Origin of the sequence: Caldimonas mangrovi (assembly GCF_023721835.1) — a bacterium.
Taxonomy (GTDB): Bacteria; Pseudomonadota; Gammaproteobacteria; order Burkholderiales; family Burkholderiaceae_C; genus Caldimonas; species Caldimonas mangrovi.
The window spans coordinates 13,425-37,590 of sequence record NZ_JAMKFE010000009.1 but is presented as its reverse complement, the minus strand read 5'-3'; the positions used below and the strand labels follow the sequence as shown (position 1 = coordinate 37,590).

20 protein-coding genes are annotated in these 24,166 nt (G+C 66.6%); all 20 read right to left on the bottom strand.

The window, feature by feature from the left end; translation table 11 throughout:
* Positions 1-6: 6 nt before the first annotated feature.
* The 20 genes from M8A51_RS15455 to tssB all read right to left on the bottom strand — a co-directional run bounded on the left by M8A51_RS15455 (position 7) and on the right by tssB (position 24,110).
* A complete protein-coding gene (locus M8A51_RS15455) occupies positions 7-918 on the bottom strand; it encodes an OmpA family protein (protein WP_251779373.1) in 912 nt (303 codons plus the stop codon).
* A 52-nt stretch (positions 919-970) separates the two neighbouring features.
* On the bottom strand, positions 971-1,792 hold the full coding sequence (locus M8A51_RS15450; protein ID WP_251779372.1) for a PP2C family protein-serine/threonine phosphatase: 822 nt from the start codon (positions 1,790-1,792) through the stop codon (positions 971-973).
* Complete coding sequence (gene tagH, locus M8A51_RS15445; protein ID WP_251779371.1) at positions 1,792-3,579, bottom strand: type VI secretion system-associated FHA domain protein TagH; 1,788 nt, start codon at positions 3,577-3,579, stop codon at positions 1,792-1,794. Before tagH ends, M8A51_RS15450 begins: the two co-directional genes overlap by 1 nt.
* A gap of 155 nt (positions 3,580-3,734) precedes the next feature.
* On the bottom strand, positions 3,735-4,130 hold the full coding sequence (locus M8A51_RS15440; RefSeq protein ID WP_251779370.1) for a DUF4150 domain-containing protein: 396 nt from the start codon (positions 4,128-4,130) through the stop codon (positions 3,735-3,737).
* A gap of 6 nt (positions 4,131-4,136) precedes the next feature.
* Positions 4,137-4,769 carry a DUF3540 domain-containing protein gene (locus tag M8A51_RS15435; protein ID WP_251779369.1) on the bottom strand — a complete coding sequence of 211 codons (633 nt, stop codon included), beginning with the start codon at positions 4,767-4,769 and terminating at the stop codon, positions 4,137-4,139.
* 29 nt (positions 4,770-4,798) lie between these two features.
* On the bottom strand, positions 4,799-5,848 hold the full coding sequence (locus tag M8A51_RS15430; RefSeq protein ID WP_251779368.1) for a pentapeptide repeat-containing protein: 1,050 nt from the start codon (positions 5,846-5,848) through the stop codon (positions 4,799-4,801).
* Positions 5,845-8,526 carry a DUF2169 domain-containing protein gene (locus tag M8A51_RS15425; protein ID WP_251779367.1) on the bottom strand — a complete coding sequence of 894 codons (2,682 nt, stop codon included), beginning with the start codon at positions 8,524-8,526 and terminating at the stop codon, positions 5,845-5,847. Before M8A51_RS15425 ends, M8A51_RS15430 begins: the two co-directional genes overlap by 4 nt.
* 4 nt (positions 8,527-8,530) lie before the next feature.
* On the bottom strand, positions 8,531-8,890 hold the full coding sequence (locus tag M8A51_RS15420; RefSeq protein WP_251779366.1) for a hypothetical protein: 360 nt from the start codon (positions 8,888-8,890) through the stop codon (positions 8,531-8,533).
* A 10-nt stretch (positions 8,891-8,900) separates the two neighbouring features.
* A complete protein-coding gene (locus tag M8A51_RS15415) occupies positions 8,901-11,144 on the bottom strand; it encodes a type VI secretion system Vgr family protein (protein WP_251779365.1) in 2,244 nt (747 codons plus the stop codon).
* 71 nt (positions 11,145-11,215) lie between these two features.
* The gene (locus M8A51_RS15410) at positions 11,216-12,547 is read right to left on the bottom strand and encodes a tetratricopeptide repeat protein (RefSeq protein ID WP_251779364.1); all 1,332 of its coding nucleotides are present in this window, start codon (positions 12,545-12,547) and stop codon (positions 11,216-11,218) included.
* A gap of 12 nt (positions 12,548-12,559) precedes the next feature.
* Positions 12,560-13,570, bottom strand: a complete 1,011-nt coding sequence (locus M8A51_RS15405) for a hypothetical protein (RefSeq protein ID WP_251779363.1) — start codon at positions 13,568-13,570, stop codon at positions 12,560-12,562.
* Between the two features lie 90 nt (positions 13,571-13,660).
* Positions 13,661-16,375 carry a type VI secretion system ATPase TssH gene (gene tssH / locus M8A51_RS15400; RefSeq protein WP_251779362.1) on the bottom strand — a complete coding sequence of 905 codons (2,715 nt, stop codon included), beginning with the start codon at positions 16,373-16,375 and terminating at the stop codon, positions 13,661-13,663.
* Between the two features lie 20 nt (positions 16,376-16,395).
* Positions 16,396-17,466, bottom strand: a complete 1,071-nt coding sequence (tssG, locus tag M8A51_RS15395) for a type VI secretion system baseplate subunit TssG (protein ID WP_251779361.1) — start codon at positions 17,464-17,466, stop codon at positions 16,396-16,398.
* Positions 17,463-19,337 (bottom strand): type VI secretion system baseplate subunit TssF, encoded by a 1,875-nt coding sequence (tssF, locus tag M8A51_RS15390; RefSeq protein ID WP_251779360.1) that lies wholly within the window; start codon positions 19,335-19,337, stop codon positions 17,463-17,465. The genes tssG and tssF overlap by 4 nt, the downstream gene beginning before the upstream one ends.
* Before the next feature lie 8 nt (positions 19,338-19,345).
* Positions 19,346-19,852, bottom strand: coding sequence for a type VI secretion system baseplate subunit TssE (tssE, locus tag M8A51_RS15385; protein WP_251779359.1), 507 nt, complete (start codon positions 19,850-19,852; stop codon positions 19,346-19,348).
* Between the two features lie 3 nt (positions 19,853-19,855).
* Positions 19,856-20,701, bottom strand: a complete 846-nt coding sequence (locus M8A51_RS15380; protein ID WP_251779358.1) for a type VI secretion system accessory protein TagJ — start codon at positions 20,699-20,701, stop codon at positions 19,856-19,858.
* A gap of 147 nt (positions 20,702-20,848) precedes the next feature.
* Positions 20,849-21,331, bottom strand: a complete 483-nt coding sequence (locus M8A51_RS15375; protein ID WP_251779357.1) for an Hcp family type VI secretion system effector — start codon at positions 21,329-21,331, stop codon at positions 20,849-20,851.
* A 159-nt stretch (positions 21,332-21,490) separates the two neighbouring features.
* Entirely contained in the window at positions 21,491-21,973 is a 483-nt protein-coding gene (locus tag M8A51_RS15370; RefSeq protein WP_251779356.1) for an Hcp family type VI secretion system effector, read from the bottom strand.
* Between the two features lie 106 nt (positions 21,974-22,079).
* On the bottom strand, positions 22,080-23,570 hold the full coding sequence (tssC, locus tag M8A51_RS15365; RefSeq protein ID WP_251779355.1) for a type VI secretion system contractile sheath large subunit: 1,491 nt from the start codon (positions 23,568-23,570) through the stop codon (positions 22,080-22,082).
* A gap of 30 nt (positions 23,571-23,600) precedes the next feature.
* Positions 23,601-24,110: a type VI secretion system contractile sheath small subunit gene (tssB, locus tag M8A51_RS15360; protein ID WP_251779354.1), complete on the bottom strand. Its 510-nt coding sequence runs from the start codon at positions 24,108-24,110 to the stop codon at positions 23,601-23,603.
* Positions 24,111-24,166: the final 56 nt, after the last annotated feature.

The following is a 24,166-nucleotide window of genomic DNA, read 5'->3' as shown; positions in this document are numbered from 1 at the left end:
TTCGACTTACATCACCGACACTTCGACCCGGCGGTTCTTTGCCCGCCCTTCGGCGTCGTCGTTGCTGGCGGCCGGTTGCCCGTCGCCTTGCGCACTGGCCTGCACGACATCGGTCTTCGCACCCAGGCCCACGAGCAGGCGTTTGACGGCATCGGCGCGGGCAGCGCTCAGCGATTGGTTGAGTTCGGGCACACCGCGATTGTCGGCGTGACCCACCACGACGATGTTGCCGCTGCCGGCCGTCGCGACCAGCGCCTGCAATTGCTTGCGTTCGGCGGCGCTCAGGCGGGGGCTGGTGCTGCCGGTGTTGAAGTAGAGCACCAGCGAGCGCACCAAGTCGGCCGCCGCGGGCGCCGGAGCCGGCGCGGGAGCGGGTGCGGGCTCTGCCGCGGGGGCCGCAACCGGGGCGGCGGCGACCGTGGTGGTTGCCGCAGCGCTGGCTTCGGCCGGTGCAGGCGCAGCGGCCACGGCAGCCGCCGGGGCGTCGACCCATTGGAAACTGACCGCCTCGAAGCGGCCCGTGGGCGCCTCGGTCCCGGCAGGTACAGACTTCAACACGATGCGCCCTGGATCCAGCTTTTCCATGAAAAGAATGCTCGCGGCCTCGGCGCGTGCCTGGCCGAGGTCTTCGCCAGTCTCGCTCTTCTCGTTCGCGTAGACGCGGCCGGTCACCTCCAGCAGCTTGCCGTCGCCACCTTGCGCGATCATCTGGTCGCGCCATTCGACGAAGGCGGGCCCGGTGACCGCGACGGTCTGGTTGGCCTCGAACAGCACGGCGTTGCCGGCCGGCGCCGCCGCATCGGCGCCGACCTGCTGAGACGTCGGCGCCTCGGACGGCTTGTCACCGCAGGCGGCCAGGCTGCCGAACAGGCAGGCGGCGGCGACGGCTCGAAGGACGAAGGGTACGCGTGCGTTCATGGTGTTCTCTCCTCTGTGTTCGAGATAACGTGCGTTGGAGCCGGTGCCGCACTCACGCGGGGCTGCCGCCGAACGGGTCCAACCGGGCGATGACGGTGGTTTCGGGGTCGATGGTGCTGTCGGGTTCGGATGCTCCGCGGCCGAAGACGGCCATCAGCCCCGTGAAGTTGTCGCAGTTCTGTGGCGCGCGCTGCTGCACCCAGTGCTCGAAGTACGCGAGATAGCGGTCGCCGTCCTGGTTCAGGCGCAGCACGTCTTGCATTTCATCCTCCTGCACGTACTCCCACAGACCGTCGGTGCACAGCAGCAGCACATCGCCATGCGCTGCGGCGTTCTCCAGTTCATAGACGTAGGGCTCGAGTTCGCCGGGGCTGCCGAGCGAGCTGGTCAGCACGCTGCGCTCCTTGCGGGTACGCATCTGTTCGCGCGCGATCATGCCCGCCTCGACCATCTGTTGCACCAGGCTGTGGTCGCGCGTCTGCAGCAGCAAGGCAGCGTCGTGGAACCAATAGGCACGCGAGTCGCCGACATTGCCGAACACTGCACGGCCCGACTGCAGGTCGATGAGCGCCATCACGACGGTCGAACGCATGTCGGGGTACTGCGAAAATTTGCGCTGGCCCGCCAGCACCACCTGCTGGGCGTGCTGCATCAGTGCTGCAGCGGCCTCGATCGAGCAATGCGGCTGGATCGCGTGCTGCTCGAGGATGGCGCGCACCACCAGCTTCGACGCGAGATCGCCGCCGCCATGCCCACCGGCACCGTCGGCAACGACCAGGCAGGCGATGTCCTGCATCACGCGGTAGCCGTAGGCGTCTTCCTGGTAGGAACGGCCGCCTTGGCTGTGCAACAGGTGCGCGGTCAGTGCGAGCATCACTCTTCCGGCATGTCGCGCCGCAGGGCCTCGACGTGCTCTTCGTAGGCCTTCAGGAAGGCCTGGCCGAACAGCGCATGGAAGTCGTCCTCCGCCTCGCGGGCGATCTCCTTGTAAAGCTCGTTGAACAAGTCCCACAGGCGCGCCTTGCGAGCGGCGGGAATCAGCGACTCGACCAGCCCTTTGCCCGCAAGCCGGCCCTCGAGGCGCTGCGGCTCGAAGCGCTCGAGCACACCTTCGAGCGCAGCCTTGGTGCCGGCCATGAAGCCGAACTGGTGCGAACGCAGGTCGTAGTAGGCGTCACGCATTGCGGTGATCGGCGGCATGAACGCGGGGTTGAGCCGGCCGGAGACGAGATAGAGCATCGCCGTTTTCGCATCGGGCGAAAACTTCAGCGGGTTGTTGTTGCGCTCCATGATCATGGTGGCGCTCGCCTTCACCTCGCGCTTGGTCACGGCACGTGCGTTGAGCAGGTCGACCGTGCCCTGCACCGCCTCGCGCACGAGACCACCCATGCGGTACATGAACTCCTCGGTCACGCCGTCGGGCAAATTCAAGGGGCTGCCGAGACCTTCGCAGAACGCGGCCATCAGCGCATCGACCGAGGCCGCGTCAGCCGGCGCAGCAGGGGCCGCAGGAGGCGGCGTGGGTGCCACTTGGACGGGCTTCGCGGCCTTGAACGACCCGGTGGTGGCCTTGTTCGGGTCGATCGGGCCCACCGAGGCGAGCAGGTCGTCGATCTGTTGAGCGCTCACGCCTCGGGCCGGCGCGGGAGCCGGCTGGGCGGCAGCCGGCGGCAACGGCGCCGGACGGGCCGGTGGGGAGACAGGTGCGACGGCGGCGGGCAGCGGGATCACGGCTTTCTCCGCCGGCGTGTGGTCGGCTTGCGCCGCACCGGCCCCCTGTGTGGCGGGGGGGCCACCGAACAACGCCAGGGGGTCGTCGACCGGTTGTCGCCCGCCGGGCTGGACGGGTTCGACCGCACCCAGCACGTCCAGCGGATTGGCCGGTGCATTGCCAAGGCCGAACAACTCGTCGATGGACGCGGATTTCTCTCCGACCGGGGATATCAGGTCGTCATGCCCGGCCTTCGGGTCGAACGAGATCGGCGGCGGCACACGGCGCGCAGCCGATGCCAGCGGGTTGAAGCCCGGGGCCTGCGCCGGGGTGGGCGCAGCCGGCTTCGCAAGGCTTGCGAACGGATCGAAGTCGTCCGGGATGGCCGCCGCCGACGGGCGAGCGGGCGCCGGCGGAACCGGCGCACCGAGCCCGGCGAATGGATCGACCGGAGCCGCCCCTGCCGGTGCCGCCGGCGACCCGCCGAACAGGTCTGCGAAAGGGTCGTGCGAGGACGCAGCCGGTTGTGCCGCCGCAGGTGCGGGGGCGGGCGGCAACGCAAACGGATCGAAAGCCGGGCCCGGTGGTGCCGCCGGCGCACTCACCTGGGTGCTGTTGGGGTCGAACGCCCGCGCAGCAGCCGGCAACTCGACCGTCAGCACGTAGGGGCCTATCCGCAACTCGTCTCCTGCTGCGAGGATCGCCACCTGCCCCGCCCCCACCGGCGCGTTGTTGCGTATGGTGGGGTTGGCGCCCTTGTCCATCAGCACGTAGCGTTGGCCCTGCATCTGGATCGCTGCATGTTGCCGCGAGATGGTCTTCGCATCGTCGGGCAGCACGAGCGTGTTGCCCTCGTTGCGGCCGATGGTGCCACCCGCCGGCCCGAACTGGGCGGCAATGGGTGTTGCGGGCGCTTGCCCCGCTACGCTCACGACTCGGATCTGAAGCATCTTGAGATGGGTAGGTTCTGGAGCGGCTCGCCGCGTGTTCGTCCGGGGCCCTGGATCAGGCGCCGGTCGAACCGAGGCTAGCGAAGCCCTCAGACAGGCGCAAGGCGGCCCCCCTAATTTGAGGTCGATCCGTTCGCGGTCTGCCGGCCGCTGATTCAGGGTGCGAGCAGCAGCACCTGCACCTGGCTGGGTGCGATACGCATGCCCGGTGCGTTGGTGCTGTTCTGCAGCGACATGCTGGTCATCCGGGTGGCCGGCATGCCGCCCACCAACACGGTGAAAGCAGCGGTCAGGTGCCGCCCGGGCCCCATTACCATGCCCGAGGCCACCCCCGTCGCCACGCCCGCGTTGTCGCCGTTGGTCAGCGGCACCACGGTGCCCATGTTGTGCGCAGGCGCGCAGCTGAACAGGACGTTCACCGCGGGCGGCACGCCCATGGGCCCGGCCGCGATGTTGGGGTAAGGAATTGGCACCGGACCGGCGGGCGTAGGTGTCAGGCAGACGTCGGGAAAGGCGAAGTCCACGCCGCCCATCTGTGTGTTCGCAAACATCGCTCGTCACCCCACCTGGATCTGCTTGCCGTCGATCTTGACCAGCTCGCGCGACTTCATCACGGTGTGCTCGGCGTTCAGGTGCATCACCTGTTCGGCCCGCATGTCGATGTGCCCCGCACGCACCATTTCCATGTCTTCCACATGCCGATGGTGCGACTTCGTCTGCACCGTCCACAGTTCTGCGATCTGCTTCATGCGACAGGCCGTGCTCTCCAGCGTATCGGCCAGCCAGTGCACCGCCTTGCCAACAAGGCTGATGCGCTGCGCCACGGCTTCCACGGCTTCGCCATGCAACGAAACCGTGCCGGTGGCCTCCAGGCGCAGGTCTCCCTGCACCGACAGGCTGGCGCTGCGAGGCAGTTGCATCGCGATCGGTACATCACTCGCGCGCTCGAGTACCGCCAGCACGAACGCCTGCCGCCCCCGCAGAGCCACCAGCACCGTGTCGCCGCACTCCGGCTGGACCAGGCACGACACCGCAAGACGGGCCTGCAGCAATCCTTGCCCGGTGGACACGGCGACGTGCCCCTCGCGGTTGCGCTCGACTTCGCCCATGGCCTGGACGATCGCCTGCGTCACGACCGATTCGGGTTCGCGCTGCACGCCCGCTGCGGGGCCTACGCTTGGCTTCAGCATGTCGATCTCCTGCTTCATCTCGTGGCTGCTCATACTTGCGGCTGCCATTGCTCGGCAGCCAGTTGGTCGGCGTCGTCGGGCGCCGCCTGGGCGCGTTGGGGCATCTGTACTTGCTGCATGCGCACGCCTCGCAGGTTGGCGCGGAACACATCTGCGCCGTTGAATCGGCTGCCTTGCAGATCGCTGTTCGAAAGATCGGCGTATGTCAACGCGGCGCCTTCGAAATCGCATTCGGCCAGCTGGGCCTGCTGCAGCACCGCCTCGGGCAGCCGTGCTTGCCGGAAGCTGGCGCCACGCGCTTTTGCTCCCAGCCAGATGGATTGCGTCAGTTCCGCCGCGTCGAGCCAGGCGCCGTCCAGGCATGCGTCCATCCACAGCGTGTGCATCGCCTGGGCACCGGCAATGCGTGCCTGCTGCAACCGGGCCCCCTTGAAGTTGCTGCCGGTGAGCAAGGCCTGCGTCAGATCGGCACCACGCAGGTCCGCCTCCATGAACTGGGTGCGCAGCCACCGCGCTTGCGCGAACTGCTGCCCGGCCAGATTGCACTCGGTGAACACGCATTGCTCGCCGCGCGGCACCCCGAACCTGGCCTGGCGCAGATCAGCCTTGTAGAACACCGTCTTGAACCACTCTGCGCCGGCCAGCTCGACGACGCCGAACTCGCACTCCATGAAGTTCGCCTGCACCAGCCGGGCGTCGCGCAGCGATGCTTCTGTCAGCAGACATTTGGCCAGCGTGGCGAACTCGAGGTCGCATCGAGCCAGGTCGGCCGACTTGAGCTTGCACTCGTTGAAGGTCGCGCTCACGGCCCCGGCCTGCACCAGCGAGGCCGAGGTCATCGCGCAGCGGTGGAAGGCCGCCAGCCGCAATGCGGCGCCGCCGAACCGGGCATGGTCGAGGCGGCACTCCACGAAGGAACTCTCCTCCAGCATGGCCCCGGTGAAATCGCAGCCGGTGAGGTCGGCACGGTAGAAAACGGCCTTACGCAAGGCCCCACCGGCGAAGCTGTGCCCCGCCAGTTGCACCTCATGGAGGGGTTCGCCCGCACGCACGCGGGCCTGGATGTCTTGCAGGTTCACGCGGCCCCTCCGGTGTTGCCCGCTCCGCGGCCGGCCTTGCGCTGCGGATGCATGCGCGCCTTGGCCATGAAGGCGGCGTCGAATCGCGTGTGCTCATCGACATCGATGCGCATCAGGTCGGCGGCGAACAGGTTGGCTCCCTGCAGGTCGGCCCCCTGCAATTGCGCATGCTGCATCACCGCCTGCATCAGATTGGCGCCCCGCAGCACCGCCTTCTGGAAGTTTCCCTTCATCAGCAGCGCACCCTTCAGGTGGCTGCGGTAGAAGTTGGCGCCCGGGCACTGAGCCTCGCTGAGATCGCTGCCGGCCATCTGCGCGTTCATGAAATTGGCCGCGTCCAGCGGCATGCCTCGCAAGCACGCCTGATCGACCTGCGCGTCCTTGAACGATGTGCGGCGCAGTGACGTGCCGTGCACGAAGCGAGCGTTGTGCGCATGACAGGCATCGAAGCGGCTGCCGTCCGCCGGGCAAGTCACGAAGTCGGCGGACTCGAGTCGCGCCCCGGTGAAGTCGCAGCCGCGCAGCTGCACCTCGATGAACGAGGCGCGCGTCAACGTCGCTTGCGAGAACACGGCGTCGATGAACATCGACTTGAGGATCACCGCTTGCGTCAGATCGACCTGCACCCAATGCGAGCGCGACGCGCGTACTTCCAGCACCGTGGCGCCCGCCAGCTTGCTGCCGAACAGGATCGTGTCCTCGAGCACGGTGTGCTGGAGCGTTGCGCCTTCGAAGTTGCAGCCGACGCAGGAGGCCTTGTTGAGCTTGGCCCGACCCAGGTTCGCCTGCGCGAAGTTGGCGCCATCGAGCTTCGCTTCTTCCAGCACGGCGTGCGCCAGACTGGCCTGGCCGAAGTTGGCGCCCGTCAGCGTGGCGCCCTTGAAGTTCACGCCTTCGAGTTCGGCCCCCGAAAAATCAGCGTGAGCGAGATCGAGGCCGGAGAAGTCGGCCCCCTTCAACTTCATGCCGGCGAAACTGCGTCCCTGAGCCTGTGCCCGCGCGGCACCTTCGCGCCAGCGCAATGCGGTCTCACCTTCCAGCATGGCCGGCGCAGGTTGGAGATGTGCGGAGGCTCGCAGCATCGGCCCCTGCACCTTCTCTGCCTGCGCGGCCAGCGCCTTGAGCCGCGGGTCGACGGGCGCCCCACCACCGGACCTGGCCAGCGCCTGCTCCAGCTGCGCGATTGCCTGCGTCGGGGAAAAGCTAGCGAGCGACGGCTTGGGCTTGAGCATCGCTTCGAGACTGGCGAGCGGCGTGCCTTGGGCGGCCATCTCGCGTTGAGCAGCTTGCACAGCCGCCTGCGTACGGGCTTCGATCGCCGCCTTCCACTGCGCTTTGGGCAGCAGTTGCTTCTCGATGGCCTGCATGGCGTCGATCAGGCCTTTGGGGTCCTGCGGCAGCCGGGCCGGAAGCTCGGGAACGCCCATGGCCTTGCGCACCTCTGCCGCCTTCGTGCCGGCGTGTGCCAGCGACTGCGCCGGTACGGCCTTGGCGAGCTGCGCCTGGAGTTCGTTCTGCGCCGCCTGCAGCCGGGACCCGAGCTCGTCGAGCGCGGCGCCGCTCGGTCCGAGCAATCGCTTGTGACGCAGGATCGCTTCGTTCGGCGTCGCCAGCCCTTCGGGGAGCAGCTCGTGGTCATCGAGCATCTTCAGGGCGCCGGTGTTCTCGTCGAGCCGCGCATCGATCGCCTGCACGTAGGCCTCACGCGGACGAGGCCGATCGCTCCACTCGGCGGCGGCCATCAGCAGGTCGACTTCGTCAGCGAACTCGTTGTCCACTTCGAGCAGCGCGTGCCAGATCATCACCATGCGCTGCAGCCGCGGAAACAGCCACAACGTCGTGAGCCGGCCGTCGACGAAACGCGCCTGCCCTGCCCCCTGCGTGCGTGTGCGCACCGCGATCACCGGCTTGATGCCGGGCAGCCGGCCTTCGATGCGCGGATGATCCGGGTGCATGTGGATCAGCTCGATGCGTTCGTCGCCCTGAAAGGGCTCGGGCTGCCACTGGTCTTCGCTCGCGATGCCGTGGTAGCGCCAATTGAAATCCTGCGGCGGCGCCGGGTACTGCGTCTTCAGCCAGGCGTCGTCGTAGGTGCCGTCAAAGCGCTTTCGTTGCGGCCACTGCCCCGGAATGGGGGCAAAGCTGGCGGGCGGCACCGCCTTGCCCGGCCCCTGGCTCGGTGCATGCGGGTACTCCACCTGCGGCAGCGGCTGCAGCCGGCCATGTGCCGTTTCCTCGAGCTGCGTGCCCTTGCCCAAGGGATTCTCGGGCACTTCGGCGCCACCGTAGGCTAGTCCCCAGCCGAGGGGCAACGACTCGAAAGGCATCGGTGCGGTGGCCCGGCCCGACACCCAGTAGCGCGGCCCGAAAACGTGCAGCGCCTTGTGCAGCCCGCCCACCCGTGCCTCGACCTTCAGGCCCGGCACGGGTTGCCCCTGTGGCGCGCAGGCTTCACCGACCAGCACGAACTCGCCGCCGGTCTTCGGCAATGCGGCATCCAGCGGCACCTGCGGATCGAGCAGCGGCGGGACTTCCTGCCACAGCTCCTGCTCGGGCAGCAGGGCCGGCTCCATCTGCAACGGCACATAGCCGAGCACCGCGATGCCAAGGTACGCCCGTTGCTGCCGCTCGAAGCAGCGATGCAGAACGGACAGGTGCTGGGGCTTGATGACGCGCATCGCTTCAGGCCCCCTCGCTCGCCCAGGGCTCGTCGATCACGATGCGGTCGGGCCGCTGCGGGTCGATCTTGAGCCGGATCACCGCGCCGGGCTGCACCGCAGGTGCATTGACGACCGGCACCACGCGTCGCAGCGTGTGGGCATACGCCGGCTCGCCGGGGCGGGTGATCTCGAGCGCAAGCTCCACTTCCGGGTTGTTGCCGCTCCAGGTCCCGGTCTGCTTGATCGCCACCACCCGCGCGGTCGCGGCAACACCGTTGCGTCGCAGCTGTTCGTCGCGATACCCGACGTGCGCGCTATAGAACGCGACGCCGAGCACCACGACCAGGGCCACCGCGACCCACCACCAGGATTGGGATGTCATGCGCTCGCTTTCAGCCGATGATGGTCATGGCCTTCTTGTGCAACGCGATCGCGCCCTGCGCGATCAGCGTCACGGGGTTGGCGATCTGCAGCACGTTGGCAACCTTGTTGAGCGCCGCCTCGGAGTTCTTGAACGCGACGCTTTCGCCCTTGAAGCCCACCGAGCCGATGTCCACGCCCTTGGTTTCCATGTTCACGCCCTTGGATTCGGTCGACATGCCGGTCACGCCGTACTTGAACGCGCTGAACCAGGATTCCTCGGTCGCATAGCCGTTCAGTTTGGTGCCGCCCAGCAGGAACACGCCCATCGGCGCCGTGATGTTGAGCTTTTGCGTCGTGATCATCTCCAGACCGGCTGTCGCGTTCACGGTCCAGCTGCCGACCGAGATGGTCTGTGTGGACGACCCGGTCGACACGGTCTGCGAGTAGTCCCCCCCGTTGACGTTCTGCGTCACCGCACCGGTGACCGTTTCCTCGATGCCTCCGGTGATGTTGATGGTCTGCCCGCCGGAGCTCACCGTGTGTTGATGACCACCGGTCTTGATCGTGGTCTGCAGGCCGTCGGTGATTTCCTCGATCTCGCCGGCGCCGATGCGGCGCAGGCTGAGGTTGTCGATCAGCAGGTCGCGGAAGTCGCCCTTGACGTGCTCGTAGCGGCTCTTGTCCACGGTGAGCCGGTCGATGCCGTGGATGTCGGTCGTGCGGTCGTTGCCGACATCGCGCAGCTCGTCGACTTCGACCGTCGTGCGCAGATTGCGCTCGGCGTGCAGGAAAACCTCTTCTTCGCCCTTCTTGTCCTCGAACCGCAGCTCGTTGGCGTTGCTCGCCGAGCCGCCTTTGGAACTGCGCGTGACGATGCCGGTGCGCGTCATGTTCCCCGGCAGCTCCCACGGCGGCATCTGCTCGGCGTTGTAGACGCGGCCGGTGATCATCGGCCGGTCGGGGTCGCCTTCGAGGAAGTCAACCACCACTTCCTGGCCGATGCGCGGGATCGCGATCATGCCGAAGTTCTTGCCTGCCCAGGGCTGCGACACGCGCACCCAGCACGAGCTGTTCTCGTCCTGTGCACCGAGGCGGTCCCAGTGGAACTGCACCTTCACGCGACCGTACTTGTCGGTGTAGATCTCGTCGCCGCCAGGCCCCACGACGATGGCGGTCTGAGGGCCCTGGACAAACGGCTTGCGGGTCAGGCGCTCGCTGCGGAAGACCTCGGCGCTGGGCAAGGCACCGAAGCTGCAGTGAAAGCGCGAGCCGCTCGACTCCATCGCCTCGTACTCGGTGTACTCGAGCACGATGTGCGTCGACACGATCAGGTATTCACGGTTCTGGTCGGCTCGCGTGTGGCCGGTCAGCTTGAGCAGACTGCCCGCCGCGACACCGCGTGCATTGCCGGCGGCATGCACGAGTTCGTGGCGCGCCTGCTGTTCTTCGAGCCGCGTGCGCACGTAGTGCTCGCCGTCGCCCGACTGCTCGTACCTGCCGGGGTAGTCGTAGACCTCGTGGGCCGCCTCGGCGTGCTGGCGCTCGCGCTTGGTCGTGACCCGCAGCTCGGTGCTCGGCTTCGTGAAGTCGAAGTCGTCGAGCACATAGGCGCCCGGCTGGATCTCGCGCGAGAACGACCACTCCGCCACGTACTCCTGTTCGAGCCGGCCGCCGCGGTCGTGCGGAACGAAGGGCAGGCTGGCGTAACCGTCGTAGGGCGTATGAGCGCTCGGCCCGTCGGCCAGCACCAGCGTGTGCTTGCCGTCCTCGTGCTCGAAGAAGTAGTAGATGCCCTCCTGCTCCATCAGGCGGCTGACAAAGTTGAAGTCCGTCTCGCGGTACTGGACGCAATACTCCTGCGGACCGTAGCTGCCGGTGAGCCGGTTCTCGAAGGCCGCGACCGGGTACTTGTCGAAGATTTCCTTGATGATGTCCGGCACGCTCTTCTGCTGGAAGATGCGGCAGTCGCTCGCGCGCGTCAGCAGCCAGAGCCAGGGGCGCGCGGTGATCAGGTAGCGGTGGTAGCGGCCGACCACGCCGGCGCTGGCAAACCGCGTCACGAAGCCGTCGAAGGCACGCGGGTCGCCTTCGGGCAGTTCGAGCTTGACAGTGACATTCTTGCCGAGGACGTCGTCCGGATCGACATCGTCGCGCTCGGACAGCACTTCGATGCGGTACTCGAACAACCGGCCGAGTTCCTCGTTTGCGCTCATCGAGCGAAACAGGAGCACGTCGTCGCCCAGGGGCGTGCTGATCTCCATGACGCGGGCCATAGCCTACCTCTCCATCTTGCGGCAACCTTGGTGCGCTGCATTGTCCCGATCCGGGCTGCGCGCCTCCATCCCTAACTACGAGCGGCCACCACCCAGCCGTCGACCGGCTTGCCGTTCTCATTGCGCAGCGGCTCGGCCTCGATCGCCAGCACCTCGAAGCCGGCCTGCTGCAGCACCCGGCGCACGTAATCCCGCGCATGACTGTAGCGGCCGTGCGGGTTCAGGTGAAAGCCCTCGCTGACTTTTTCGCCGGCGAGCGCCTCGACGGTGAACACCAGCGTGCCGTGAGGACGCAGCGCCGCGTGCGCCGCGGCGCTCACGGCCGCCAGGTCGCCGAAATAGCACAGGGTGTCGGCCGAGACGATCAGGTCGTAGGCTGACGGCGCCTGCTCGATGAAGGCGGTCAGTTCCGCTTTCACCAAGCGGTCGTAGACACCGCGTGGCTCGGCCTTGGCGAGCATTTGAGCCGACAGGTCGACGCCTTCGAGCCGTGAGGCATAGGGCGCCAGCAGCGGCCCGCACAGGCCGGTGCCGCAGCCGGCATCGAGCACAGCCAGCGACTTCGCAGGCTCGCCACAGACGCGTGCGACCGCCTCGCCGATCAGTTGCGGCGCGCGGTAGCTCAGGCGCGCCAGCTTGGCGTCGAAGCTGTTGGCAAAGCGGTCGAAGGTGTCCTCCACATACGCGTCGGACGCCCGCTCGGGCACCTGCTCGCCCGAACAGGCAGCCAGGTAGTGTTGCGCGACCGGGTTGTCGGGCTCCTCTTCGAGCCATTCGCGATAGACCTCGGCGGCCTTGTCGATCAGCCCTTGCGCGTAGTAGCCGATGCCGAGCATCTTGCGCGCGCCCGGGTGGCCGGGCTTGAGCTTCAGTGCTTCGCGGTAGAGGTCCAGCGCCTCGGGCACCTGGCCCCGGTCGGACAGCAGGTTGCCGAGGTTGTTGTAAGCGTCGGCGAACTGCGGATTCAGCTCGATCGCACGCCGGTAGGCGGCCTCGGCCTCGCCGCTGCACTTGCGGGCACGCTGCAGCACGCCGATGTTGTTGTGGATGTCGGCCCGCTCCGGTGCGAGTTCGGCACTGTGCTCGTAGGCCCGCGCGGCATCGTCGAGCCGCCCCATCTCGAGCAGCACGTTGCCGGCGTTGCTGTGCCAGTCGGCCAGCTTGCCGTTGAGCGCCAGCGAGCGCTCGATCAGCGGCCAGGCCTCTTCGCTGCGGCCCTTCTGGTGCAGCAGCACACCGAGAAAGTGATTGGCGTCCGCATTGCGCGGCGCAAGCTTCAGCACCCGGCGGTACAGCGTGTGTGCGTCGTCGAGTGCACCGCGGCGGTGCAGTTCGACCGCCAGCCGCAGGGCGTCATGGAGGCTGAGATGCGCCGACGTGGCCGGCGAACTGCGCTTGCCCATCTGCATCCACCTTCAGGCCAGGCCGAGCCGCTTCACGGCCTTGCTCTTGATACGTGCGAAGAAGTCCTTCTTCGCATGGGTGCCCTTGTTCGACGACAGCCCTTCGAGCTGCAGGCGCGATGCGTTGATGTCCTTCGTCGCGATCTTCAGCAGCGGGTCCATCTGCTTTTTCTTCAGTTGCTCGACCTTGTCCATCCAGCCCGGCAGGCCGATGTCGGCGACAAAGAAATTGGCAACCGACGACGTGTCTGCGCAGGTGATGAGGTAGCAACCGAGGATGGGCGACTCCTCGAACACGGTGAGGTCGAGCGTGTCGGGAGTCAGCAAGCGCTTGTTGCCGGCACGCATGTCCTTGATGTCCAGGCCCAGGCCGTAGAGTTGCAGGCCCAGGCTCGCAAGCGCGTTCGCGATGCCGATGCCGGCCGTCGTTCCCGTGCCCAGGTCGGCGAACAGCCCGGCGATCTTCGCACCGGTCGCAGTCGCCTGCTGTGCCAGTTGCACCGAGTGTTTGCCGAGGTCGCGCCGGATGATGCTCTGCACCGCCTCGGCGGCTGCCAGCGGGTCACCGCGCAGGAAACCCTTCTTGTAGTCATTGCACTTGTAGAGGTGGTAGCCGTCTTCCGCCACCGCCTTGCTCGCCTTCGCCAGCTTGACGCCGCTGGCGACCACGCCCAGCACCGGTGTCACCTCGGCGATCAGGTCCTTGAGCGCCTCGGAGGTGACCGCGGCGACGATATCGCTGATGTTGTTGACGTCCGCGCACTCGAGGATAAAGTCCTCGACCAGCTTGTGCATGCCCGGCAGCGACGGCAGCCCTTTGGCTGCCTCCTTGCCGCCGGACGCCAGCTTGCCGGCATTGCTGCGCAGCTTCTTGCCGGTCGACAGCAGGCTCTTGCCCGATTCCAGCGACGACACCACGCCGAACTTCAGCTGCGTGCCGGTGAACATGTTCACCAGCAACGACCTGCGCGCCTTGGCGATCTCACCCAAAGCGATGAATTCCTCTCGGCTCAATGCGGGCATCGCCCCTCCTCGGTACGTTGGTCTCTAGCGCGGACCTGCGACGTCAGGCGAACAGGGTGTGCCCCTGTCGCCGACGATCATTGGCTCCCCTCAGAAGCTGTAGGCGAACTGGCCGTCTTGGACCGACACCTTGACCTGCGACATCTGCCGGCCTTCCATCATCGCGTTCAGGAACTCGCGCGACAGGTCGGGCAGCATGGTGTTGGTCAGAATGGCGTCGATCATGCGGCCGCCGGATTCGCTTTCGGTGCAACGCGAGACCACCAGCTCGATCACGTCGTCGCTGTAGTCGAACGGCACCTTGTGGCGTTCCTCGATGCGCTTCTTGATGCGCCCGAGCTGCAGCTTGACGATGCGGCCCAGCATCTCGTCGGACAACGGGTAGTACGGAATCGTCACCAGCCGGCCCAGCAACGCAGGTGGGAAGATCTTCAGCAACGGCTCGCGCAACGCCTTCGCCAGCCCTTCGGGTTCAGGCATCAGGTCAGGGTCCTTGCACATGCCCGCAATCAGGTCGGTGCCGGCATTGGTGGTCAGCAGGATCAGCGTGTTCTTGAAGTCGATGAAGCGGCCTTCACCGTCTTCCATGAAGCCCTTGTCGAACACCTGGAAGAACATCTCGTGCACATCAGGGTGGGCCTTCTCGACCTCGTCGAGCAACACCACGCTGTAGGGCTTGCGCCGCACCGCTTCGGTCAGCACGCCGCCCTCGCCGTAGCCGACGTAGCCCGGAGGGGCGCCCTTCAGCGTCGAGACGGTGTGCGCCTCCTGGAACTCGCTCATGTTGATCGTGACCAGGTTCTGCTCACCGCCATACAGCGCCTCGGCCAACGCCAGCGCGGTCTCGGTCTTGCCGACGCCGGACGTGCCGGCCAGCATGAACACGCCGATCGGCTTGTTCGGATTGTCGAGGCCGGCGCGGGTGGTCTGGATGCGCTTGGCGATCATCTCCATCGCGTGGTCCTGCCCGATCACGCGCTGGCCGAGCATCTTCGGCAGGTTCAGCACCGTCTCGATTTCGTTGCGCGCCATGCGGCCGACCGGGATGCCGGTCCAGTCGGCGACGACGCTCGCGACCGCCTGGTAGTCCACCGTGGGCAGGATCAGCGGGCTCTCGCCCTGCAGCTCGGTCAGCTGCGTCTGCACCGACTTCAGCTCCTCGAGCAGGCCGGCCCGCTCGGCGTCGCTCAGCGGCGAGACGGCGGCGGGTTCGGCCGAGGCTTCGAGTGCACTGCCGGTGCCTTCGACCGGCTGGGCACCGGCACGCAGCTTGGCACGCAGCGACAGCAGCCGATCGACCAGCCCTTTCTCGGCTTCCCAGCGCTGCGTCAGGCCCGCGAGGCGCTCGCGCTCCGCCGCCAGCGCGGCCTGGCATTCGGCCTGGCGCGCTGCGGTGTCGATGCCGATGGTCTGTTCACGCGAGATGATGCCGAGCTCGGTTTCCAGCGACTCGATGCGCCGTTGGCTGTCGTCCACCTCGGCCGGCGTCGCGTGCAGGCTGACGGCGACGCGGGCACAGGCGGTGTCCAGCAGGCTGACCGACTTGTCCGGCAACTGACGCGCTGGGATGTAGCGGTGCGACAGCTTCACCGAAGCTTCGAGCGCTTCGTCGAGGATCTGCACCTTGTGGTGCTTTTCCATGGTCGAGGCGACACCGCGCATCATCAGGATCGCGCGCCGCTCGTCCGGCTCGTCGACTTGCACGTTCTGGAAACGACGGGTCAGCGCCGGGTCTTTCTCGATGTACTTCTTGTATTCGGCCCAGGTGGTGGCACCCACGGTGCGCAGCGTGCCGCGCGCGAGTGCCGGCTTCAGCAGGTTGGCTGCGTCGCCGGTGCCGGCCTGGCCGCCAGCACCGACCAGCGTATGGGTTTCGTCGACGAACAGGATGATGGGCTTGGGGCTGGCCTGCACCTCCTCGATCACCGAGCGCAGGCGCTGCTCGAACTCGCCCTTCATGCTGGCACCGGCCTGCAGCAGGCCGACGTCGAGCGCGCGCAGCTCCACGTCCTTCAGGGCCGGCGGCACGTCACCGCGCACGATGCGCTGCGCAAAGCCCTCGACCACGGCCGTCTTGCCGACGCCGGCCTCGCCGACCAGGATGGGATTGTTCTGGCGGCGACGCATCAGGATGTCGACCACCTGGCGGATCTCGTCGTCGCGGCCGACGATCGGGTCCATCTTGCCCGAGCGGGCCTGCTCGGTCAGGTCGACCGTGTAGCGTTTCAGGGCCTCCTGCTTGCCCATCTGCGCAGCGGGCATCGCACCGCTGGCCTCACCCGGCGTCGCGCCGGCCATCGACGATCCGTCGGTCGGCGCGAGGCCGTCTTCCGGCGAGCCGGCGACGATCTTCTCGAAGTCCTCGGTCAGGTCGTCCGGGCGGATGCGCTCGAACTGGCGCGAGATCGCCAGCAACGCGTTGCGCAGGAAGGAGGTCTTCAGCAGGCCGACCAGGATGTGGCCGGTGCGCACCTGGGACTCGCCGTATTTGAGCGAGCCGTATACCCAGCCGCGCTCCACCGCGTTCGTGATGTGGTCCGACAGGTCTGAGATGGACGTCGCGCCGCGCGGCAGGCGATCGAGCGCCGCGGTGATGTCCTTGGCCAGCACCGACACGTCGAGTGCGTAGTGCTGGATGATGCGGTGCCAGTCGCTGTCCTGCGCCTGCACGATCTGCGCGACCCAATGCTCCAGCTCGACGTACGGGTTGCCCCGCAGTTTGCAGAAGACAGTGGCACCCTCGACGGCCTTGTAGGCCACGCTGTTGAGCTTGCCGAACAAAGCCACGCGGCTGATTTCACTCATGGTTCTCTCCTTGCGGTCTTTCAGGCCGCCACGGCGGCAGCCGCGGCACCCACGTCGTTTGCGGCGGCCGCGGGGGCCGCCGTGCGGCACATGCGCCGCATGTGTTCAGGGTTGATCGTCAGCGCTTGCGCGTCGCTGTCGTCGCGCCGCTTGCCGGCCCAGGACGTCCAGCCCAGGCGACTGTGGCGACCGAGCCGCGCGCGAGGCACCTCGACGGCGCGCAACACGAGGCGCACGTCCCAGTCGAGTTCGAAGCCGATGTACTGGCGCACCGCCGCGGTCAGCGGCTCGAGGGCGCGGCCCTGCGGCAGAAAGTCGAGATACTGCTCGAACGTCAGCGGGCCGAAGTGGATGCGGAACTTGTGCTGGCGGTCCCACACGCGCTTGCCCAACACGGCGCCCACGCCGAGCTGTTTGCCGGCATGGGGTTCGCGTTGCAACCGCGTGCGCTGTCGGGTCGGCAATGCCATCCAGTGGCCGACGAAGGGTTCAACGCGGGCGCGGATGCCGAAGTAGCCCTGCAGCAGCGCCTCCAGGCCATCCGCATTGCGCGTCTGCCGCACCAGCAGACCGGCATGGTGCAGCTTGGCGTTGTCAGGCAGCGCATCGCGACGGCGCAACGGGGACGTGCCCAGGCCGAACAGCGAGCCGACGTAGCTGGAGAAACGATCGTCTTCCGGGCGGTCCAGCCCCACGGTCGGCTGCGCCTGGGCCCACGCCCGGTAGAACAGCAGCAGCAAGCGGTGATGAAACACGTCGGCAAAGCGCGCGAAGCTGCGGTCGCCATGGTGCAGGATGCGTTCGCGCGCATGGTCGGTCAGGTGCAGCGGTAGCGGCCCGTTGGGCCCGAACAGCCCGAAAAAGCGCACTTCCATGCGTGCCGGCGATTGGGCCGTCGGCAGCTTGAAGCCGGACAGCGACGCCGGGGCGAAATCGAGTGCCGGTTCCTGGCCCAGGCGCAGTGGCTCGTCGATCGGCCGCAATGCCGTGCCGAGTCGCGGCTTGTCGCGGAAGTGGCACTCGATGCGCCGCATCGCCCAGAAGAAGTCGTGGCGATACGGCTCGTGCGCGAGCGACTGCCAGAGCTTCACAGGATCGCCCGGCTTCCGCATCTCGGCACCCAGCGCATCAACTCGCCGCGACCACTGGAGCGCAACGAGGTTTCGACGAAGGAATTGATCGACACGTAGCGCGAGAAGAAGCTCGCGAGCACCGCACCGAACAGGAAGGCACTGGCGCCCTGGAAGGCGAACTCGTCGACTTCGAGTTCGATTTCGATGCCGCGGGCGAACGCTATCGGCCCCGGCACCGGAAAGCGGCGCACGGTCGGTTGGGTGCGCACCGAGCGCAGCCCGTCGATCTGCTTCACGAGGCTGGCGTCGGCGCTTTGCGCGTACAGCACCAGCAGGTCGCGCAAGGCAGCGGCGCCCTCACGCTCGTCGGTGTCCAGCAGCGAGAGGTAGTTCAGCGACAGCTGGTTGATGAACTTCCAGCTGGCCGAGCCGTCGCGGATCGCCGAGTACGGCCTCGAGGGCCCCTTGACCACACGCACCGATTCGACCGGCGCCGCCATATCGAGCACGAAGTCGGTCTTGCCCAGGCCCAGCGGCATGTGCAGCGGCAGGTCGCGGTTGGTGCACAACGCGGTCACGGCGAGCTGGCGCAGGTCTTCGCTGAAAGGCGCCTCCTTGGGGTCGACCAGTGAGACGTAGACCTCGCTGCCGACGTAGCTGGAACGTGCGCCGCGGCGCTTCTGCTCGGCCGACAGCAGCCGCGGCTCGCGCTGCAGGCTGTAGTAGGCCCCATGGCCGTGCCCTTCCTGATGGAAGGCGGCATAAAACGGCAGGAAGCGGTGCTCGCTGTCGGCGCCCACACCGTAGCCGGTGACCGCCGTGACGTCGTAGACCTCGAAATCCATCGGCTTGGTGCGGTCGGGCACCACGTGATAGTCGTGATGGTTGTCGCTGATGTGAATGCGGTCGCAGCGGCGCTCGAACAGGTTGATGGCCGGTGAGCAGTTCAACGCGAAGTTGCCGGCGTCGACGACGTTCTCCAGCGTCGCGTCACCGCGTTCCAGCAGCACCACGATCTCGATCTCGTTGCCCGTGTGGCGCTGTAGCGCGGGGCGCAGCCCGTCGACATCGAACATCAGGAAGCGCTGCGGGAAAGCGTAGTACTCCTGCAGCAGCCGATAGCCCTGGAAGTTGCGCAGGCCGACCGGCAGCAGGGCCTCTTCGTCGCTGAAGCCCACGGGTGCGACGCTGTCGGGCCCCAGGAACTGCTGCCACGGAATCGGTCGCTGCGGCGGCACCACCAGCACACCGAGCGCACTGCCGAGCAACAGCTCGTAGAGCTTGTAGGCCACCTCGTCGCCGCCTGCAAGGTGGACGCGCAGCTTGTCGAGTGCGAGCTGGTGGAAGTTGAGTCCGGCCGTGGAGCGCAGCTTCAACCGCACGCCGCCTTTCACGCGGCGGCCGATCGGCAGCTGGTTGAGCGGCAGGTCGGGCGCGTACGAGAAGTACGACGCCGAGACGACCTCGATGGGCCACAGCGTGACGTCCTGCGCGGTACGGAACTGGCACGGCGTTTCGTCGCCCTTGCCGAGCTGGCTGCGCATCATGCTGCTGCGTGCGATCTTGAAGCCGCGCGCCAGGTTGCCGTCGTTCAGGTCGGGCCGGAACTGCGCCATCAGCATGGCCGGCATCGGCGCCAGGTAATTCGGGTAGACGATCTCGAGCAAGCGCTGCGTGAAGCGCGGAAACTCGGCGTCGATCTTCAACTGCACCCGCGACGCGAGGAAGGCGAAGCCTTCGAGCAGGCGCTCGACATAGGGGTCGGCGACCTCGATGCCGTCGATGCCGAGTCGCGCAGCGATCTTCGGGAAGGACTTCCCGAACTCGGCGCCCATTTCGCGCAGATGCTGGAGTTCCTGGTTGTAGTAGCGAAGCAGGCGGGGATCCATCGGTGAGCTCAGCCCTTCAGTTCCTGGATCTCGACCTGCCCGGTTTCCAGATCGACCTCGGTGCGCAGCAGCAGCTCGAACGGCACCGGTTGTGCCCACAGGTTGCCCGAGATGCGCAGGCTCACGACGTTGTGGTGGTCCATCTGCAGTTCGGAGACGATCGCCTCGACCTTCAGCGTCGAGGCCATGATGCGCGGCTCGAAGTCGAGAATCGCACGCTTGACCTCAGCCTCGAGATTGACGACGTCGAGCGTGGAGGCGGTCTCCCCGGACAGCGCTGGCAGGCCGAAGTTAATGACGGACCGGCTCGCGTACGGCAGGCTGTCCCATTCGACGTGGCCGGACAGCTTGGTGGTGTTGAACAGCCAGGCCAGGTCACGCAGCACCGCCTCGCGCAGCTTGTTCTTGCTGAGCACGCGCTGCTCGCGCGTCTCGGCGGTCTTCGACGGGTCGTCGTCCATCAGCCGGTCGAGCAGGGCCGGCTGCAGGCGCTCCTGGGGCGTCAGTTCGGCCACGCTTTACCCGGCGCTCGCATCGTCGCCGGCGTCGTCTTCCGACGGCGGCGCGGGGTCCCATTCGATGGTGCGCACATCCATCAGCGAGACGTCACCGGTGTCGATGGTCAGCACCCGCTGACCCAGGCCGACATAAAAACCTTGTGAAGGCTCGCTCCACGTGGTCTTGCGCGACAGGGCCACCAGGCCGTCGCCGCTGGCCTCGCTGCCGGGATAACGCGTCGGGATCAGGCCGACGGTTTCACCGCCGTTCTCGAACTGCAGGTGCGCCGGCATCCACACGGCGTCACGCAGGTCTTCCGGTTCCTCGACGGTCAGCTTGGCCAGGCGTGCGAACGGCACCCAGTAATACTTGCCGTTGATGATGACCTCGAGCACCGGCCCCAGGCGCATGTCGGCATCGGCGATCCATTCGAAAGGCTGGCCGCCGAGTCGGCCGGTGCCGGCCGGCGCCTGCTCGAACGCCTGGTCGCGCAAGCTGCGCGCTTCCGAAGCCGCACCCTGGCCTTCGCGCAGCAGGGCCTCGATCAGCAGCGCGATCCACGGCTCGGGCTGGCCGAACAGCATCGGCACCTTGCGCCCGGCAAATACCTCGGCGCGCAACAGTTCGCACTGGATCGCCTCGCGATAGGTCTGCGCCATCGCCAGCGCCGCAACGTCGAGCGTCGCGGCCACATTCAATTGGTTGAGGGCCCGCTCCCATTGCCCCAGCACGCACAGCAGCTGGAACAGGAAGATGCGCTTCTTGGCATCGGCGGGCTTGGCGCGCACTTCGTCCTGCAGGGCTTTCAGCGCCTGCACGGGATCGCCCATGCGCAGATGGTCTTCGGAGGGCAAAGCGGCAGACATGTCAAAGGCTCCTGCGAAAGATGCGCAACCCGCCATGCAGGCAACGTACAGAACCAAGTGAACACCGTGGAACCGGCTTCGCCGGGCCACCGGTGTGGCCCCTTTGAAGGGCACCGCCGAAGGCGGTACGGGGTGAGCCGACCGTCATCAATTCACCTCGGCAGCGAAGTTCATGCCGCCCTTCTTCAGGCCCTTCTCGTCCTGGGCGACGTATTCGACGTTGATCTTCTGGAACGAGAACGTGAGTCTTTCGAGCAGCTTCTCGCTGCCGTCCGCCTGCGTGCCGACGTCATAGGACGTGATGCGGGCGTTCTCGAGCGTGATGATGAGAAAGTCGATCGGCAGGCCGCCGGCCTTGCGCACCGACAAAACGGCCTTTTTGAGCAGTTCGTTGTTCCGCATCACCGACATCAGCGCGGTGGACGCGGAATCCACTTCCTTGGTCAGCAGCAGTGACTCGACCGTCGTTTTCGCAGCCGCCCCGGCGCCGCCCATCGCGCTGGCCGACCGCATGCCCCAGGACCAGCCGGCGACGTCGATTTCTTCGCGGTGCGACTGGTCGTTGGCCTCGCCCTTGATGCTGCCGGAGCGTGTGCCCTCGACCTTGAGAAACATGTCACCGTGAGACATGGCTGGCTTTCCGTCAGGAAGGTTCGGAGCGCAATGCCCCGGACGTGGAGTGCCTCACCGACTCGGTGGTCCCGCACGGGACCACCGGGCCAAGGAGCGGTGAGGGCCGAAAGCGCTACAGGCCCCGCAGGGCCCACAGCGCCATTCGCGGATGAAACGTCAGACCTTGACGTTCTCGGCGATGTTCCAGGCCGCTTCGACGGCCGCGTCGCCCGAGCCGTCCGGCTTCTGCGGCACGTACTCGATCTTGAACTCGGCGAAGTTCAGCGTCACGTTTTCGGTCAGACGGTCTTCGCCACCCGAGCCGCCCGTGCTGATGTTGGAGACGATCACTTCCTTCATCGTGATCTTGATGTATTCCAGCGGCTTCTCGCCGGCCTTGCGCACGACCAGCACCGCTTCCTTGAAGTGCTTGCCGTTGCAGCACGACAGCATCAGCACCGGCGACGACTTGTCGACGTACTTGGTCAGGGAGATGTCCTGCACCGACACCTTGCCGGCGCCGCCCCCACCGCCCACGTGCGTGGTGCCGGACTGGGACATGCCCCAGCTCCAGGCCAGCACGTCGACCTCGCCCTTGTGCTTGGAATCGACGGACTCGCCCTTGACGTCGTCCAGTTTCAGAAACATATCTACAGCCATGTCGCGCTCCTTTTGCGTTGACGTTGAAAAAACTACTACTGCGCCTCGGCCGGCTCATGAAGATGATGAAGAGCCGGCCGTTTCGTTGATAAGCCGCGGTTCGGGCTTACGCCCCCTTGACTGACGGCAGCTTGGACACCAGCCGCAGGGACACGGTCAGGCCTTCAAGCTGGTAGTGCGGTCGCAGGAAGAACTTCGAGGTGTAGTAACCCGGGTTGCCCTCGACCTCTTCGACCACCACCTCGGCCGCTGCGAGCGGCTTGCGGGCCTTGGTCGACTCGGACGAGTGCGCCGGGTCACCATCCACGTATTGCATGATCCAGTTCTGCAGCCAGACCTGCATGTCGTCGCGCTCCTTGAAGGAGCCGATCTTGTCGCGCACGATGCACTTCAGGTAGTGCGCGAAACGGCAGGTGGCGAACAGATAGGGCAGCCGCGCGGCCAGGTTGGCGTTCGCGGTTGCGTCCGGGTCGTCGTACTCGGCCGGCTTCTGCAGCGATTGCGCGCCGATGAAGGCCGCGAAGTCGCTGTTCTTGCGGTGCACCAGCGGCATGAAGCCGTTCTTGGCGAGCTCGGCTTCGCGCCGGTCGGAGATCGCGATCTCGGTCGGGCACTTCATGTCCACGCCGCCGTCGTCGGTCGGGAAGGTGTGCGCAGGCAGGCCCTCGACCGCGCCGCCGGACTCGATGCCGCGGATGCGCGAGCACCAGCCGAATTCCTTGAACGAGCGATTGATGTTCGTGGCCATCGCATACGCCGCGTTGGCCCAGGTGTACTTGTTGTGGTCGGCCGACCCGGTGTCTTCCTCGAAGTCGAACTCCTCGACCGGGTTGGTACGCGAACCATACGGCAGGCGCGACAGGAAGCGCGGCATCGCCAGCCCGATGTAGCGCGCGTCGTCGGACTCGCGCAGCGAACGCCAGGCGGCGTACTCGGGCGTCGTGAAGATCTTGGTCAGGTCGCGCGGGTTGGCCAGTTCCTGCCAGGTGCCCATCTGCATCGTCGTCGGTGACGCGCCGCTGATGAACGGCATGTGCGCGGCAGCGCAGACCTTCGCCATCTCGCCGAGCAGCTCCACGTCGGGCGGGCTGTGGTCGAAGTAGTAGTCGCCGACCATGCAGCCGAACGGCTCGCCGCCGAACTGGCCGTATTCCTCTTCATAGACGCGCTTGAACACCGGGCTCTGGTCCCAGGAAGTGCCCTTGTAGCGCTTGAGCGTCTTGCCGAGATCCTGCTTGGAGATGTTCATCACCCGGATCTTCAGGTGCTCGTCAGTCTCGGTGTTGTTGACCATGTAGTGCAGGCCACGCCACGCACCTTCCAGCTTCTGGAAGTCTTCGTTGTGCAGGATCAGGTTGATCTGCTCGGACAGCTTCTTGTCGATCTCGGCGACCATCGCTTCGATCGACTTGACGACATCACTGCCGATCAGCTTGGTCTGCGACAGCGCCTGTGCGGCCAGCGTCTGCACCGCCTGCTCGACGGCGGACTTCGCTTCATCGGTCTTGGGCTTGAATTCCTTTTGCAGCAGCGACGCGAGTTCGTTGCCTTCGAGGGTGACGCCCTCGAGTTGGGTTTGCTGTTGGGTCTCGGCCATGGAGTTCTCCTGAGTCAATCAGCCGCCGCTTCAGGCAGCGCCGCCTTCTTCGGGTTTCTTGTTCGCCGCGAGCGACTGCAGCAGGGCCGGGTCGTTCAGCACCTTGGCGATCAGCTCTTCGGCACCGGTCTTGCCGTCCATGTAGGTCACCAGGTTGGCGAGCTGCTGGCGCGCTTCGAGCAGCTTGCTCAGCGCGTCGACCTTCTTGGCGACAGCCGCCGGGGAGAAGTCGTCCATGCTCTCGAAGGTGATGTCGACGCTGATGTTGCCCTCGCCCGTCAGCGTGTTCGGCACCTGGAAAGCCACGCGCGGCTTCATCGACTTCATGCGCGAGTCGAAGTTGTCGACGTCGACCTCGAGGAACTTGCGATCGGCCACCGGCGGCAGCGGCTCGCTCGGCTTGCCGGTCAGGTCGGACAGCACGCCCATCACGAAAGGCAGTTGCACCTTCTTTTCGGCGCCATACAGCTCCACGTCGTACTCAATCTGGACGCGCGGCGCACGGTTCCTGGCAATGAATTTCTGGCTGCTGGTGGCCATGGTGTTCTCCTTGGGTTGGCGGGCGGTACCGAGCGCAGCCGCGCGGTCCGTTTCTG